The organism is Roseofilum sp., assembly GCF_982964205.1.
Genome location: NZ_CEZBFX010000039.1, coordinates 23,340 through 36,577, shown reverse-complemented (window position 1 = coordinate 36,577; position 13,238 = coordinate 23,340). Strand labels below are relative to the sequence as shown.

General features: G+C 44.9%; 18 protein-coding genes. 4 read left to right on the top strand and 14 right to left on the bottom strand.

Annotated features, from left to right (window positions below):
• Nucleotides 1-141: 141 nt before the first annotated feature.
• The 5 genes from AC3A14_RS11890 to AC3A14_RS11870 form a co-directional block, all read right to left on the bottom strand.
• Nucleotides 142-378, bottom strand: coding sequence for a photosystem II protein, Psb35-related (locus tag AC3A14_RS11890; protein WP_271944689.1), 237 nt, complete (start codon nucleotides 376-378; stop codon nucleotides 142-144).
• 218 nt (nucleotides 379-596) lie between these two features.
• Nucleotides 597-1,460 carry an ABC transporter permease gene (locus AC3A14_RS11885; RefSeq protein ID WP_413039118.1) on the bottom strand — a complete coding sequence of 288 codons (864 nt, stop codon included), beginning with the start codon at nucleotides 1,458-1,460 and terminating at the stop codon, nucleotides 597-599.
• A gap of 120 nt (nucleotides 1,461-1,580) precedes the next feature.
• Nucleotides 1,581-2,714 carry an ABC transporter substrate-binding protein gene (locus tag AC3A14_RS11880; RefSeq protein WP_318732339.1) on the bottom strand — a complete coding sequence of 378 codons (1,134 nt, stop codon included), beginning with the start codon at nucleotides 2,712-2,714 and terminating at the stop codon, nucleotides 1,581-1,583.
• Between the two features lie 35 nt (nucleotides 2,715-2,749).
• On the bottom strand, nucleotides 2,750-3,889 hold the full coding sequence (locus tag AC3A14_RS11875) for an ABC transporter ATP-binding protein (protein ID WP_318732337.1): 1,140 nt from the start codon (nucleotides 3,887-3,889) through the stop codon (nucleotides 2,750-2,752).
• A 220-nt stretch (nucleotides 3,890-4,109) separates the two neighbouring features.
• Nucleotides 4,110-4,349, bottom strand: coding sequence for a ribbon-helix-helix domain-containing protein (locus tag AC3A14_RS11870; protein WP_318732336.1), 240 nt, complete (start codon nucleotides 4,347-4,349; stop codon nucleotides 4,110-4,112).
• A 138-nt stretch (nucleotides 4,350-4,487) separates the two neighbouring features.
• Between AC3A14_RS11870 and AC3A14_RS11865 the strand changes: the two genes are divergently transcribed.
• The 3 genes from AC3A14_RS11865 (at nucleotide 4,488) to AC3A14_RS11855 (ending at nucleotide 5,487) form a co-directional block, all read left to right on the top strand.
• The gene (locus AC3A14_RS11865; RefSeq protein ID WP_318732335.1) at nucleotides 4,488-4,730 is read left to right on the top strand and encodes a UPF0175 family protein; all 243 of its coding nucleotides are present in this window, start codon (nucleotides 4,488-4,490) and stop codon (nucleotides 4,728-4,730) included.
• Nucleotides 4,731-4,852: 122 nt separating this feature from the next.
• Nucleotides 4,853-5,143: a DUF433 domain-containing protein gene (locus AC3A14_RS11860; RefSeq protein WP_318732334.1), complete on the top strand. Its 291-nt coding sequence runs from the start codon at nucleotides 4,853-4,855 to the stop codon at nucleotides 5,141-5,143.
• Nucleotides 5,143-5,487, top strand: coding sequence for a DUF5615 family PIN-like protein (locus AC3A14_RS11855; protein ID WP_318732333.1), 345 nt, complete (start codon nucleotides 5,143-5,145; stop codon nucleotides 5,485-5,487). The genes AC3A14_RS11860 and AC3A14_RS11855 overlap by 1 nt, the downstream gene beginning before the upstream one ends.
• A gap of 196 nt (nucleotides 5,488-5,683) precedes the next feature.
• Here AC3A14_RS11855 and AC3A14_RS11850 read toward each other — a convergent pair whose 3' ends face one another.
• Complete coding sequence (locus AC3A14_RS11850) at nucleotides 5,684-6,646, bottom strand: hypothetical protein (protein ID WP_318732332.1); 963 nt, start codon at nucleotides 6,644-6,646, stop codon at nucleotides 5,684-5,686.
• Nucleotides 6,647-6,819: 173 nt separating this feature from the next.
• On the opposite strand from AC3A14_RS11850, the gene AC3A14_RS11845 reads away from it, so the two are divergent.
• A complete protein-coding gene (locus AC3A14_RS11845; RefSeq protein WP_318732331.1) occupies nucleotides 6,820-8,124 on the top strand; it encodes a helix-turn-helix domain-containing protein in 1,305 nt (434 codons plus the stop codon).
• Nucleotides 8,125-8,168: 44 nt separating this feature from the next.
• Here AC3A14_RS11845 and AC3A14_RS11840 read toward each other — a convergent pair whose 3' ends face one another.
• The 8 genes from AC3A14_RS11840 to AC3A14_RS11805 all read right to left on the bottom strand — a co-directional run bounded on the left by AC3A14_RS11840 (nucleotide 8,169) and on the right by AC3A14_RS11805 (nucleotide 13,208).
• Nucleotides 8,169-9,179, bottom strand: a complete 1,011-nt coding sequence (locus AC3A14_RS11840; protein WP_318732330.1) for an NAD(P)-dependent alcohol dehydrogenase — start codon at nucleotides 9,177-9,179, stop codon at nucleotides 8,169-8,171.
• A gap of 106 nt (nucleotides 9,180-9,285) precedes the next feature.
• Nucleotides 9,286-10,269, bottom strand: coding sequence for a Gfo/Idh/MocA family protein (locus AC3A14_RS11835; RefSeq protein ID WP_318732329.1), 984 nt, complete (start codon nucleotides 10,267-10,269; stop codon nucleotides 9,286-9,288).
• A 12-nt stretch (nucleotides 10,270-10,281) separates the two neighbouring features.
• A complete protein-coding gene (rnc, locus tag AC3A14_RS11830; protein ID WP_318732328.1) occupies nucleotides 10,282-11,019 on the bottom strand; it encodes a ribonuclease III in 738 nt (245 codons plus the stop codon).
• Nucleotides 11,020-11,091: 72 nt separating this feature from the next.
• Nucleotides 11,092-11,259, bottom strand: coding sequence for a DUF6760 family protein (locus tag AC3A14_RS11825; RefSeq protein ID WP_413038858.1), 168 nt, complete (start codon nucleotides 11,257-11,259; stop codon nucleotides 11,092-11,094).
• Nucleotides 11,238-11,567: a hypothetical protein gene (locus tag AC3A14_RS11820; RefSeq protein ID WP_318732327.1), complete on the bottom strand. Its 330-nt coding sequence runs from the start codon at nucleotides 11,565-11,567 to the stop codon at nucleotides 11,238-11,240. Before AC3A14_RS11820 ends, AC3A14_RS11825 begins: the two co-directional genes overlap by 22 nt.
• Nucleotides 11,560-11,865, bottom strand: a complete 306-nt coding sequence (locus AC3A14_RS11815; RefSeq protein ID WP_271944665.1) for a hypothetical protein — start codon at nucleotides 11,863-11,865, stop codon at nucleotides 11,560-11,562. Before AC3A14_RS11815 ends, AC3A14_RS11820 begins: the two co-directional genes overlap by 8 nt.
• Nucleotides 11,866-12,022: 157 nt before the next feature.
• Entirely contained in the window at nucleotides 12,023-12,616 is a 594-nt protein-coding gene (locus AC3A14_RS11810) for a phage tail protein (protein ID WP_318732326.1), read from the bottom strand.
• A gap of 91 nt (nucleotides 12,617-12,707) precedes the next feature.
• Complete coding sequence (locus tag AC3A14_RS11805) at nucleotides 12,708-13,208, bottom strand: phage tail protein (RefSeq protein WP_318732325.1); 501 nt, start codon at nucleotides 13,206-13,208, stop codon at nucleotides 12,708-12,710.
• Between the last annotated feature and the right edge of the window lie 30 nt (nucleotides 13,209-13,238).

Here is a 13,238-nt window from a genome sequence, read left to right as displayed (position 1 = left end):
GGGAATGGGGAATGGAGTTCTCCGTGTCTCTATATCCCTCTACTGGGAATGGGCATAAAAAAGGCTAACTCCTATTCTGGAGTTAGCGTGAGGGAATGGAGGTGAGTACGGGAAGGAAAGGTACTCACGCGACTCGGATAACTAGCGTGCCAGGCTGTTGCTGCCATAGGTATCTAGGCTATATCCAGGGATGCGGTTGGTGTAGTCGGTTTCTTTACCGGTTACGGATTTGGCGATGCTGTTGAAGCCGTCGGAATTCCAGTTGCGTTCGTGGATAGATTTGGTTTGTTCTCCCATGAAGTAGGCTTGAGTTCCGATGACGGAAACAGCGACCCAACCAGCGATGAAGAGTAAGGACAGAATAACTAAGTTGACCATGATGTTCTCCTTTGTGTGAACTTTTGTTTCTTATCTTGTAAATCAATGTAACAAAATCTTGCAATATTTGTCAACATGATTTAAGTCACGGTGGGGTGTGATGGAGATCGCCATCAGTCCAGTCAACAGGCTTGCATTAAAAATGATGGGTCTGGCCCATCATCCTCACTCTGGCTGAATTTTCCCTGTTTCTCCGTGTCTGGAGCGTTTCCCCATCTCTAGGCTTGGGGGGTGGGGTCTCCATATTTGATTAAAAGGGCGATCGCCAAACTCACAGCTAAAATCACCACCATACTGAGCGCGGAGCCAAAGCCCCAGTTCTGAGTCGCCCCCAGAAACTGATTGTAAATCAAGCGAGCAGCGGTCATACTGGATGCACCTCCAAGCAGTTCTGGGTTGACAAAATCGCCCAAACTACTAATAAAAACCAATAAACTCCCGGCTGCAATCCCTTGGAAGGTTTGGGGCACAGTAATTTTCCAGAATCCTTCTATGGGGGTTGCGCCCAAATCGGCGGAAGCTTCTAATAACCGTTTGTCGAGCTTTTCTAGTGCGGCATAGAGAATTAAGACCATGTAGGGCAAAAAGCTATAACTCATGCCAATGAGAACGGCTGGCCATTCATTGAGAATGGTTAAGGGGGGCAGGCCAACACTGGTGATAATACTATTAAATACTCCTGTACGGCGGAGAATGGTAATCCAGGCGTAGGAGCGCAACAGGGAAGAAGTCCAGAGGGGAAGGACAAAGCCCAAGAGAATTAGGTTTTGCCAGCGTTTGGGGGCGTTGAGGGCGATCCAATAGGCAACGGGAAAACCCAAGAGTAGACAAATAATAGTTGTGCCGATCGCAAAAAAGAGCGATCGGCCAATCACTTGCAGATAAACCGGTTCAAACACCCGCAAATAATTCTCCAATCCGGAAGGATTTACCACATCCCCGGGTCGAATATTGGGTACTAAACTTAACTCAAAAATCACCAGAGTCGGTAGCACTAAGAGCATCAAGAGCCACAAACCAGCAGGTCCTAGGAGGACGCTGGGGCCAACCAATGTTGACCAACGGCGTTTAGGAGTCGGCATTTCAGTTGAGTTGGATTCAGAAGGAACAGTGGAAGACATAAAGTGCTTCGCGCGGTAATGGGTAAAGGGGGAGGGAATAGGGAATGGGGAATAGGGAATAGGAGCAACCCGTTTTGTGGTTTAACTACTGGTTAATCGAGTCCAATAGCGGTCATAGAGTTGGGCAATATCCTCGTTTACGGGTGAAACGCTTTCACAGTTAGCTAAAACCTCTGGATCGGGAAATAGGGTAGCATCTTGTTGGATCTCTTCTGGTAATTGCTCATAAGCTACTCGGTTAGCTGTGGCAAAGCTGAGGCGCTTGGTAATTTCGGCAGCCACAGTCGGTTGCAGCATAAAATTAATCCAAGCATAGGCTCCATCTGGATTGGGGGCTGTTTTAGGAATCACTAAGGTATCGGTCCATAGAGAAGAGCCATTTTTAGGGATCACATAGCCTAAGTTTTCATCCTCTTCCATAATTTCACTGGCATCCACGGAATAGCCCATGGCAATTTTCAGATCGCCGGTTAAAATCTGGGGTCGCCAAGCATCGGAGGTAAATGAGGCGATCGCCGGTTTCAGTTCCACTAACGCTTCATAGGCTTCTTCAATTTCCTGGGCATCTTGCGAATTTAAGGAATAGCCCAAATGTTTCAGAGTCGCCCCCATCACTTCCCGAACATCATTGAGCATTGTCACTTGGCGACTCAATTGGGATTGATTCTGCCATAAATATTCCCAATTTTCCGGCTCTCCATTTAAGGCTTGGCGATTATAAATTAATCCCGTTGTTCCCCAACTAACGGGGATACTATGACCGTTTCCAGGGTCATAGGGCGGATTCTGATAATTTTCAAAAAGCTGATTTAATCCTTCAATGCGACCGAGATCCAGGGGAGTTAATAAATCATCCTCCACCATTTTTAGCACCATATAATCCGAGGGATAAATGATACTATACGCCCCACCACCACCGGCTAAGATTTTAGCCAGCATCGCCTCATTAGAATCAAACACATCGGCGATTACCTGAATCCCGGTTTGCTGCTCAAACTGAGCCAGCAAATCGTCATCGGTATAGCCTGCCCAAGTAAAAATATAGAGCCGATTACTGTCTCCCCTTTCCACTGTGCGAGTTTGCACATCGGCTAACGTCCAACCACAGGAAGATAATCCTAAACCGGCTAAGGCGGCTGTTGTCCCCTGCAAGAAGCGGCGACGGTTAAGAGAGCGAGAGTGTAAAAGACGATTGAGCTTATCCTGTTGACTCATGGGCAACCCTTCGTTCCATAAAATTGTAGATAGTTTTATTCATGGAGAGCCAAACAATCTGAACTCTGCCAATGGGCATAGAGAGGAGTTTCGGGATTCGATAAAGCTTCAGAATAAGCAGCTCCTTCGCGAACGGGTTGGGAGACGGTAATTTGGTCTCCAGAAACCAATTCCACCACACATTGAATATGGGTTCCCATAAACATCGTATGCTTAATGCGGCCTTGAAAACAATTGCGATCGCCCTCTGGGGGACTCACGCTGAGGTGAATTTTCTCCGGTCGCACGCTGACCACTAGGCGATCGCCGACTCCCGTGCTACCGTTAAGATCCGAAGCGGCCCAAATCTTTAACCCTTTATCCGTTTGTACCTCAACTGTTCCCCCCTGACTCGATGCGCTTCGACCTTTGAATAAATTGGTATCGCCAATAAAATCGGCTACAAACGGAGTAGCAGGAAGATTATAGATTTCACTCGGAGAGCCAATTTGTTCAATTTTGCCATCGCGCATAATGGCGATGCGATCGGACAAGGAGAGCGCTTCTTCCTGATCGTGGGTGACCATCACAAATGTTAGCCCTAACTCCTGATGCAAATTAGACAATTCTACCTGCATTTCTTTGCGTAATTTCAGGTCTAACGCGCCCAAAGGTTCATCCAACAACAAAACAGCCGGTCGATTCACCAATGCTCTCGCTAGAGCCACCCGCTGTTGTTGTCCCCCGGACATTTGTTTCGGTAAGCGATGGGCAAATGCTTCCATTTTCACCAAGCGTAGAGCTTCCTTTACTCGGTCTTCAATCTGGGCTTTCGTCAGCTTTTTCAGCCGCAGTCCAAAGGCAATGTTATCCCAAACATTCATATGTCCGAAAAGGGCATAACTTTGGAAGACGGTATTAACCGGACGACGGTAAGGGGGAACGTGGTTCACGGACTGCCCTTGAAGCAACAATTCCCCAGCAGAGGGCACTTCAAAGCCAGCAATGAGCCTTAACGTCGTGGTTTTTCCACACCCAGAGGGTCCGAGGATACTGAAAAATTCACCAGACTGAATGTTCAAGTTTACGCCTCGGACAGCCGTTTCTGAGCCAAACACCTTAAAGACTTTGCGAAGCTCAACATCTAGCTCGACGTTGGTTTCCCGATTAATTTGATTAGTTGCGGTCTGAGACATAATGAGAACCCCTAGCAATGAGTCCAGAGTTAAGCAGGGACAGTAACAAGGATCTAGATGGTTTCAGTTTAATCCATTCTGAGTACTGCTTGATATCGTATATGATTTCGATCTCCCTCGATCCAATGCTATCCAAGCAAAGGGGGATGGGATAGGTTCACTCATCGAATAGTGGGGATTCCTAAATCTGGGAGAACCTGCCCCTAGGGTCGATATAACTCTATGCTACGGTTGTCGGATCTACAGCTACAATTCCTTCGCTAAAAGTATCGGTAAGCTCTTTAACCTTCGCATGAAACTCCTCAATACTGGTAGGGTTTGGTTGCTGATCTAAAAGGCGATCGCGTTCTTCTAGAAGTTTCAACGCGGTTTGAACCACTTCATCGGCAGTTGAGTAGCGATCGCTTTTCAGTTTTTCGAGGATGGCGCGATAGGTTTCTGGTTTTAAGACTATTGTCATGATTCTTGACTACAGACTTTGACCTCTTTTTAAGGATAGTGCTTTCCTATTGTCATGGGAAAGCGCGATCGGGATATATCTTGCTTGTGCGATCGCCGCCAATGCTAAACTAATGAGAGTCTTAGAGAAAGAAGTCTTATGAGTATTTTGATATCTGATGAAATCCTAACGTTGACTCGCATGACTGAGCCAGAAATGAGGCAAGAAATAGCCATTTTACTGTTCCAAAAACGAAAGCTCAGTCTATCTCAAGCCAGTCGTTTTGCTCAGATGAACCGCATCGCATTTCAACATCTTCTGGCTAGTCGTAAAATTCCCGTTTACGATCTAGAAGATTTTGAGAAAGATATTAGGAATTTACAGGAAATGGGTCGGTTATGATTGTTATCAGTGATGCGTCACCGATTAATAATCTAGCCGCTATCGGGTACGAAAATGATAAAACTCATACAGAGCGAAGTGCTTTAGGCTAAAATCACATAGGAATGAATATAAATTACTCTATGTCTACTCAAACCCTTTCACGCTATGTGAGGCGCAACCCTGAAATTTTGGGGGGAGAGCCAATTATTATCGGTACTCGGACTTCCGTACGGGCTATAGTTGGTTTCTGGAAGATGAATATTCAACCCGAAGAAATCTTAGAGCATTTGCCTCATTTGACGTTAGCTCAAGTCTTTGATGCCTTAAGCTTTTACTGCGATCATCAAGCAGAAATTGATGAGTATATTGAGAACAATCAAGTCCCAGATGAATATGTCCATCCAGTTGTCAGATCCCAGTTGAATTTCTAATGAGTCCTGTTGCTTTACTGTACACAGATGAAGATATGTCTGCAATGGTAGCGATACTTTTGAAAGCACAAGATCTAGACGTTACCACAGTTCCCGAACAAGGTACGCTAGGTAAAAGCGATCGCGAACAACTAGAATTTGCCACCTCAATGGATCGATGTCTTTTGACCCATAATCGTGTTGATTTTGAGCGATTACATCTTGAGTATATGGATAATGATAACGTTCATAGTGGGATTATCGTTATTCCTCAAAAAACTCCCTATGAAGTCGCCCAAAGGATTTCTGTTTTAGTCAAGGGATTAACGGCCGATGAGATTAGAAATCAATTATTGTATGCCTAATCCAATAATCGATTTTTGTAGATACTGTCTTGGATGTCAAGGGGCGGGTTCACCAAGATCTAGAACAAAACAGATCGCTCTCGTAAACCCGCCCCCCGCCAGGGCACAAAGGGGAATGGGGTAGGTTCACTCATCGAATGGTGGGGATTCCTGAACCTGGGTGAACCTGCCCCTACGGTAGATATTGAACCATGGGTTATCTTTTAATAAATTCAACGCTCAAAACATACTTTTTGATATATCTGTAATCCACCCTTCCATCATAAATATGTTCCGCAATCTCTGGATCAAAACTCATATCAATAATTTCCATGTTGTCATCTTTTTGAGCTTCCAGCGCTATAGATAATGAATCTAGTGCCAGTAAGAAAAAACCGAATCCAAGCCCATTAGGATGTTTATATTCAGAGGTAGGGCCATACCATCTGAGCTTTTTCAGCCAAAGTGCGATGCCATCTGGATGATCGTTGAGGAAAGGTACAGTCCGACTAATTCTGACTGGATTATGAAGAGTCGTGACAGGAAAACCCGGTTTGATAATACGGAAATTATCTCTAGTGACACGGAAATTATCTCTAGTGACTAAGAAAACTTCAAAAGCTCCATTATACTTATGACGACCACGATCGTCATCGTCATAAGTGTGAGATACAACAAAATAAAGAAATTTATCCGGGTTTTCTTCTTGATTGTCAAGGATAACTCTAAAGTAATGGAATAGTCTATACCATTTTTGATCAATTCTTTGATAAGCATTTACAACTAACTTGTCATCTCTATAATCTGGAGTAAAGTTGAGTTTACAGGTGGTTGTAAACATAAAACGTATGTTGGGATCGATAGACTGAAACTGACGTTCATAAGCCCCAGAAAATACTCCTTTTGAACAGGTTTCAGTACTTATATTCTGTATTCCTTTGTTTTCATAAGCCTGATTGAGAGTTTCCATACCTGTTCCTGTTAAGTCTATCTCACATTTGTCTCGATTGTTTCCAAGGCTCCGACAGTTTCTTCTTTCTTTATACCAACGCTCTCCGTTCTTATTTTCAGCTTTATTTTGGCTTTGCAGTTCAACGGGCTGGCTTTGCTCTGATATGATGGGATCACCCTGACTGTTTTCACCAAAGATCAACCATAGGGATAAGAGGGTTTCTAGCATAATCAATGACCTACCAAACAAGAATACTGAATTCCAGTCCCATTATGAAATAATTCATACACCTCAATCGAGTCGGAAGGATCGGGAGTTTTTACAAAAAATTGGGTCGGATGTGTCGGCAATGTCGGGAAAATAGGTTACAATAACTCCAGCCTTCGTACTTTCTGGGATTTATGGATATCATGGAAGTGTTGAAACTGGCGGATGAGCTGGTTTTTGCTCGGACAGGAAAGCATCTGGATTATCTGCAAGAAGCGATACTTCAGGGAACGCTACAGGGTGAAACTTATACCACAATCTCAGAGAATGTCTATACGAGCGAAGGTCATGTGCGCGATGTGGGTTCCGAGTTGTGGAAGTTGCTCTCGGAAGGGTTAGGAAAAGAGGTTAGTAAGACGAATTTTCGCGCAATTTTGAATAAAAATTATTCAGCGATAGTTGGTGATCATGCAACCGTTACTAATGTCATTTGTTCAAACTATAATCAGAAAAATAACCATTCCCAAACTTCAGAACAAACTCAATCCTATGTTGATTTAGGGAATGCCCCAGAACGGTTAAACTGTTATGGCAGAAGGGAAGAATTGGCTATCCTGGATCGTTCCATTCTGACGGAAAAGTGTCGTTTGTTTGCCCTGCTGGGATTTAGTGGTATTGGTAAAACTACGTTAGCCTTACATTGGCTGGAAAATAATAAAACACAATTTGAATATGCGATAGATCGCAGTTTGCGCTTTTATACAGATCGCCGCGCTCTGTTAGCCAATATCCTATCAATTTTTACCGGCAATCCCCAAAAGTGCGATCGCCTGGAAACCCAGATCTCCCACCTGCTCACCCACTTGCGTCAGTCTCGCTGCTTAATTCTCCTCGATGATGGGCAACTTCTGTGCAGGGATGAAGCGGGTAAACAGGTGTTGCAGGCGATCGCTGAAATCAATCACCAAAGTTGTATCATCCTGATCTCCACCGAAAAACCCCTACACCTCACCGCTTGGGAAAAATCGACTTATCCCGTGCGATCGCTCATTTTATCCAGTTTAGGGGATGCAGCAAAAGATCTCTTCCAAGAGCAAAACCTATCCGATCCCGAACATTGGCATCAACTCATTGACCGTTATCAGGGTAACCCCCTATGGTTAATCTTAACCGCTACTTCCATTCAAGAACTCTTTGCCGGTCGAGTAGCAGACTTTTTAGCCTATGAAACCCTGATTGTATCCGAATCTTTGCAGGGACACCTCGACCAACAATTTCAGCAGTTAAGCGCACCCGAACAAACGATTCTCCATCAAGTCGCTACGCTAACTGCACCCGTTAGCTTATCGCAACTTTTACAACTTAACCCCTTTTCTCCCGTTGAGTTATTCCAGATTATCCAATCACTCCATCGGCGATTTTTTCTAGAGATGGCAGAAGACACGCGGCAATTATTTCTCAATCCAGTGATTCAAGAATATATCAAGAATGGGAAATAATCCGCAGCGTTATTAATAGCAAGAAGCATCTAGATGGTTTCAGTTTAATCCATGGTGAGTACCGCTCGATAGCGTACCTGATTCGATCTCACTCGATCCAAGGCTATATTAATCTCTTCTAGGGGATAGGTTTCGATAATCGGCGTAATTTTGTATTGAGCGGCAACATTGAGCATTTCATTCATGATTGCTCGGCCACCAATGGGTGATGCCATAATTCGGCGACGCTGGGAAAGGAGAGAGAACAAAGGTAGAGTTAAAGGTGCATCACTAACTCCCACAAAGCATAAAGTACCATCCGCATCCAAGTATTCAACATAGGCCGCCCAATCTAGGTTAGCTGGAGCGGTACTTAAGAGGATATTCAAGTAATTTTTCGGCTTGGGTGGACTTTCTCCACGACCCACGACAATGGTCTCATCGGCTCCGAGGGTTTTGGCAAATTCGGCTTTATCTTCAGAAGTTGTAAAAACAGTAACTCGGTTTCCTAAGCGGTGAGCAAATTGAACCGCCATGTGGCCTAAACCGCCAACCCCAATAATACCGATTTCCTGTCCGGAGGTCATGCCTGCATGACGCAGTCCAGAATATACCGTGATTCCACCACAGAGTAGAGGTCCGGCATGGGTGGGGTCAATGTCTTGGGGAATGGGGAAGGCAAACCGAGAGTCAGTGAGTAGGTAGCTGGCAAAACCACCAGGGCCAGGAATAATGAGCGGCTCGTTTTCTTTACAGAGGTTTTCGTTCCCTTTGAGACATTGCGGACATTGGAGACAGGCACTTTTTTGCCAACCGACTCCGACGCGATCGCCAACTTTCAGGTGTTTGACCTGAGATCCAACTTCCTGGACTTCTCCGATCGCTTCATGACCTGGAACCACAGGATAATCGGATATGTCCCAATCATTATCAATAATATGAATATCTGAGTGACAAAGCCCACAGGATTGAACCTTAATTAGACAATCATAGTCTTGAGGGCTACTCACTTCAAATTGATAGCTTTCCAGGGCAGCTTTAGCAGACTGGGCAGCTCTGGCTTGAACTTGTATCATTGGGTTGGCACTCCTGAGCCTCTTAACTGTAGTCTATCAAATAAAGGGAGTGGAGGGTTTCGATTTCAATCATTTATATCAATTAACAATTAACAATTTAACCGGACTAGCTGTTAATTTTTGCTTGAATCTGTTGCAAAGTGCGAACTAAGTCAGCTGCAACCCATCCGGAGGAGTGGGGAGAGGGTTGATTATGGCGGACACACTGGAGAAAACGATCGCACACTTCTTTTAAGGGTTCTCCTGGAGGAGTTGCCAGCACCTCCCGGTTAATTCCCATGGGGGTGAATTTTGGATCTTCTGGCTGAAAATGTCCCTGTTGGATAATCAGAGGATCGGTACTGAGTTCGTCAAAAATTAACGTTCCTTGAGATCCAACTACAGCTAAACGTCTTTGTTTATCCGGGTTGAGCCAACACAGGTGAATAGTAGCTTTAAATCCACTGGGATAGAGGAGTTTCACCCAAACAACATCGGGTAAGCCGGGTTGTAACCAAGTATCGGCGGTGGCATCAACTTCTACGGGAGTTTCGCCTAACCAGTGATTAAATATGGCCAGATCGTGGATGGCTAAGTCCCAGAGTGCGTCTACATCTTGGCGCACGGGACCGATATGGGTGCGGGTTGCATATCCATAGCGCAGTTCTCCGACTGCTCCAGAAGAGAGTGCCTCTTTTCCTTGCTGCACCACAGGATGAAACAGATAGGTATGATCGACTACAAGCTGGCGCTGTTGGCTTTCCGCCAGATGACACAACTCTAGACATTCTTCGGCATCTAGGGTGAGGGGCTTTTCGGCTAATACGTGACAATCCTGAGTGAGGGCGTATTGAATGATGTTGTAGTGAGTGGATGCGGGGGTGGCGATCGCCGCTAATTCGACTTCTGGACGCGCCAAAACTCCCTGCCAGTCATCGGTTAACTGCACTAATTCAGATAGATTATACCGATTTTTCATCGCCTCTCGTCGGCTAGGGTTCGGGTCTACAACTGCTACCACTTCCGTCTGGGGATGTTCGAGGAAATTACGGATTAAATGGTTTCCCCATCGACCCGCGCCCAAAATCGCAATCTTAAATGGTTTATCCACGCTGTATTTTTTTCACCCCTCTTCAGTGGTTTTGATCTTAAATAAGGCATCTTGAGCTGCCGCTTGTTCAGCCGCTTTGCGCGATCGCCCTTTTCCTGTACCGTAAGGTTCTCCCTGCACCCAAACCTGAGCCGTAAAGGGTTCGGCTGTCCGTTTTTGCGATTCTACTGCAATCAGTTTATATTCGGGTAAAACCTTATGAACGGCTTGAGTCCATTCTTGCAGAGCTGATTTATAGTCTCGTCGAGCCGGATCTTTACGAATTTCCGTAGACAGGAATGTAAAATGACTATCAAGCCAAGGTCGGATCAATTCTAGGGTATGGGTACTCAAGTAAAGTGCCCCTAAAATGGCTTCAAAGGCATCCGCAAGACGGGACGAACGGCCGAGTTTATCGCTGGCTGTGCCCCTATCCATGAGCAAGTCTTGTTCTAAATTGTAACTATCGGCTAACTGGGCTAAAGTGCGATCGCTCACCAAAATTTTCCGAATGGCTGAAAATTCTCCCACCGTCGCATCTGGATACAATTCCATCAATAATTCTGAAGCAGCGATCCGAACTACCGCATCACCAATAAACTCCAACTGCTCATAATTTTCTGTGGAGGATATACTCGGATGGGTCAGTGCTTTATCGAGTAAATGCCATTGCACTGGGGAGCTTTCTGGTAACCCCAGTTTCAGAATGACACTCTGCAACTGCCGCTGTCTTCGCGGATAACTAACTTCTTCAGGGACAGAACTAGACATGACCCATCCAGTGTGAGGTTTTGCTAACTCTCCCATCCTATCTTAAACATTTAAAAATGAAAAAATTCATGACTATTCCGGATTTAGCATACCTGCAATTTGTTCAACCCATTGCTGACGCTCCTGATGCTCTAGAGCTAAAATTTCTGCTCTAGACCAGTGAAAATGAAAAGCGATAAAGGCTACCTCCCGATATAATTGGGGTAGGGGGTAGCCAGTTACTCCCCCAGCATCACTAATTCTGCTTCTGTAGGGTTAATGGTGTTGTATACATCGAGTAAGTAGTCTAAATCGACTAAAAATAGGTTTTCTAAGGCTTCTGGCGTTACAGAGGGGAGTGTCCCGAGTTGCTCGATAGTGCGCGAGAGCATGACGAGAGCGCGATAATCTGGGTAGTCAGAGACATTTGGGTGGCGATCGCCAATTATCTCATCTTTCGCAGTCGCGAAACGCATCACCCCTTCTTGATGAACCTTTCCCCCTTCATCCACCAACCCTTTAGGTAAAACAAAGGCAAAACCCATCGAACCATCCATTTCCTCACTCATTCTCTACCGGTTCCAACTCATTAATCTGACGATAAAAATCTTGAAGATAGCTTAAATCTACTGCAAACATATTTTCTATAACTGCTGGAGAAATTTCCTGTAGAGTTCCCAATTGAACAATAACCCGCGCCAAAATAATCACCGTCGCATAAGCCGGATTATCCATCACCCTAGGATCGCGCATTGGGATAATTTCATCCATGGCACGAGAGAGGCGCATCTTTCCCTGACGGTGAAGATTTCCATCGGAATCTAAATAGCCTTTCGGTAAAGTAAAATCAAACTCAGTTTGCAACATAAACTATTAAGATAAATTCATTGGGCTTAAATCTTATATCGCTTTGCTTGTGTTATGAAACACAAGCTTGAATGCTCAAATCCATGTACCATAACCCTATTCCCTATTCCCCAGCGCAAAGCGCTGTATCACTCATCCCCATGCCCCGTTTCCCAAACTACGGAGGAGAAACCCGCTTAAACACCTCACAGGCTATTTCTAACTCTTCGCAAGCCAACTCGGAACTTGAAGCTGTATTATCCGTAACACTATAACTAATAGGCCAAGCATTTTCAAACTGAAATAAAGCGCCCATATTACCATTCTGACGATAAACAGTAATTGAACCATTACGTCGCTGTTTTTCCCAATTCCCCTCTTGCACCGCATTCAACCAATTCCAGAGGGTTTCCGAGCCACTTAACCCTCGTCGGAGACTAATATTATCAATAGTCGTCTTAGCACCCGGGAGTTTAGACGTATGCAGCATTCCCCGCTTGGCTTTGCCCCAAGGTTCTGGAAAAACCTCAGTAAACTCAACCACCTCTTGAGCCACCTTAAATCCCTTGCACTCCATGAATAACCCATCGACTCCATCTTTCGAGCCATCTAAGGTCAATTCCACATAAAACCGGCACGCAGTGAGGATTTCAGCCAAATCCCGTTGAATTTCAAACGCATCTTTACCCTGACTAGAAAATCTGGAAGAGATATTAGAGTATTGTCTACCGGGTTGGCGAGATAGATTAATATTGGGAAAACGAGGTAGCATAGTTGGGCAATCCGGATCGTTTTTCAGTCAAAACAACCAGACAAGGGAGGAAACCCTTGCCTGTGTCAGTTCAGTTGTTTCAATTATAATTTTATGTTGTTGGCAATGGTGCAATCCGCGTCCCTTCCGTGGGTACTTTTCTAATCCCAGTATGGCTAATTTCTATCGTTTCCTTGAATAAATCCGTGCTGTCTGCACTTGCTTGAGTTGTCGTATATTTAGCGGGAACGGCTTGTATTATATTGTACCTTGCTCCCTCCTGGCCGTTCTGCTTATAGATGATTAAAGAAGCATCTCCAGCCTCTTCTACAGCAGTAGTTGTACCCCCAGTCATCGATGCGGGATGAGAGTTTGTGTACCAGTTAATTAGAGCATCATTTTCTACGGTTGTCACAAACTCTAAGGTCATATTCTCATAGCTGACATGAGAAGGGGTAATCTGGGTTCCAGCAGATACATTCTTGCCGGCAAAAATGGCTTGTCCTTCGGCTGCGGGTTCAATGCTCATGGAAAGGCCACTGACTTTTTGTAATTGTAGGGTCGTGATGCCTTTCACTTCTAAATAAAACCGGGCTTGGGTCAAATACTCCATAGTTTAATCTCCTGTTTGGATGGTCGAGAT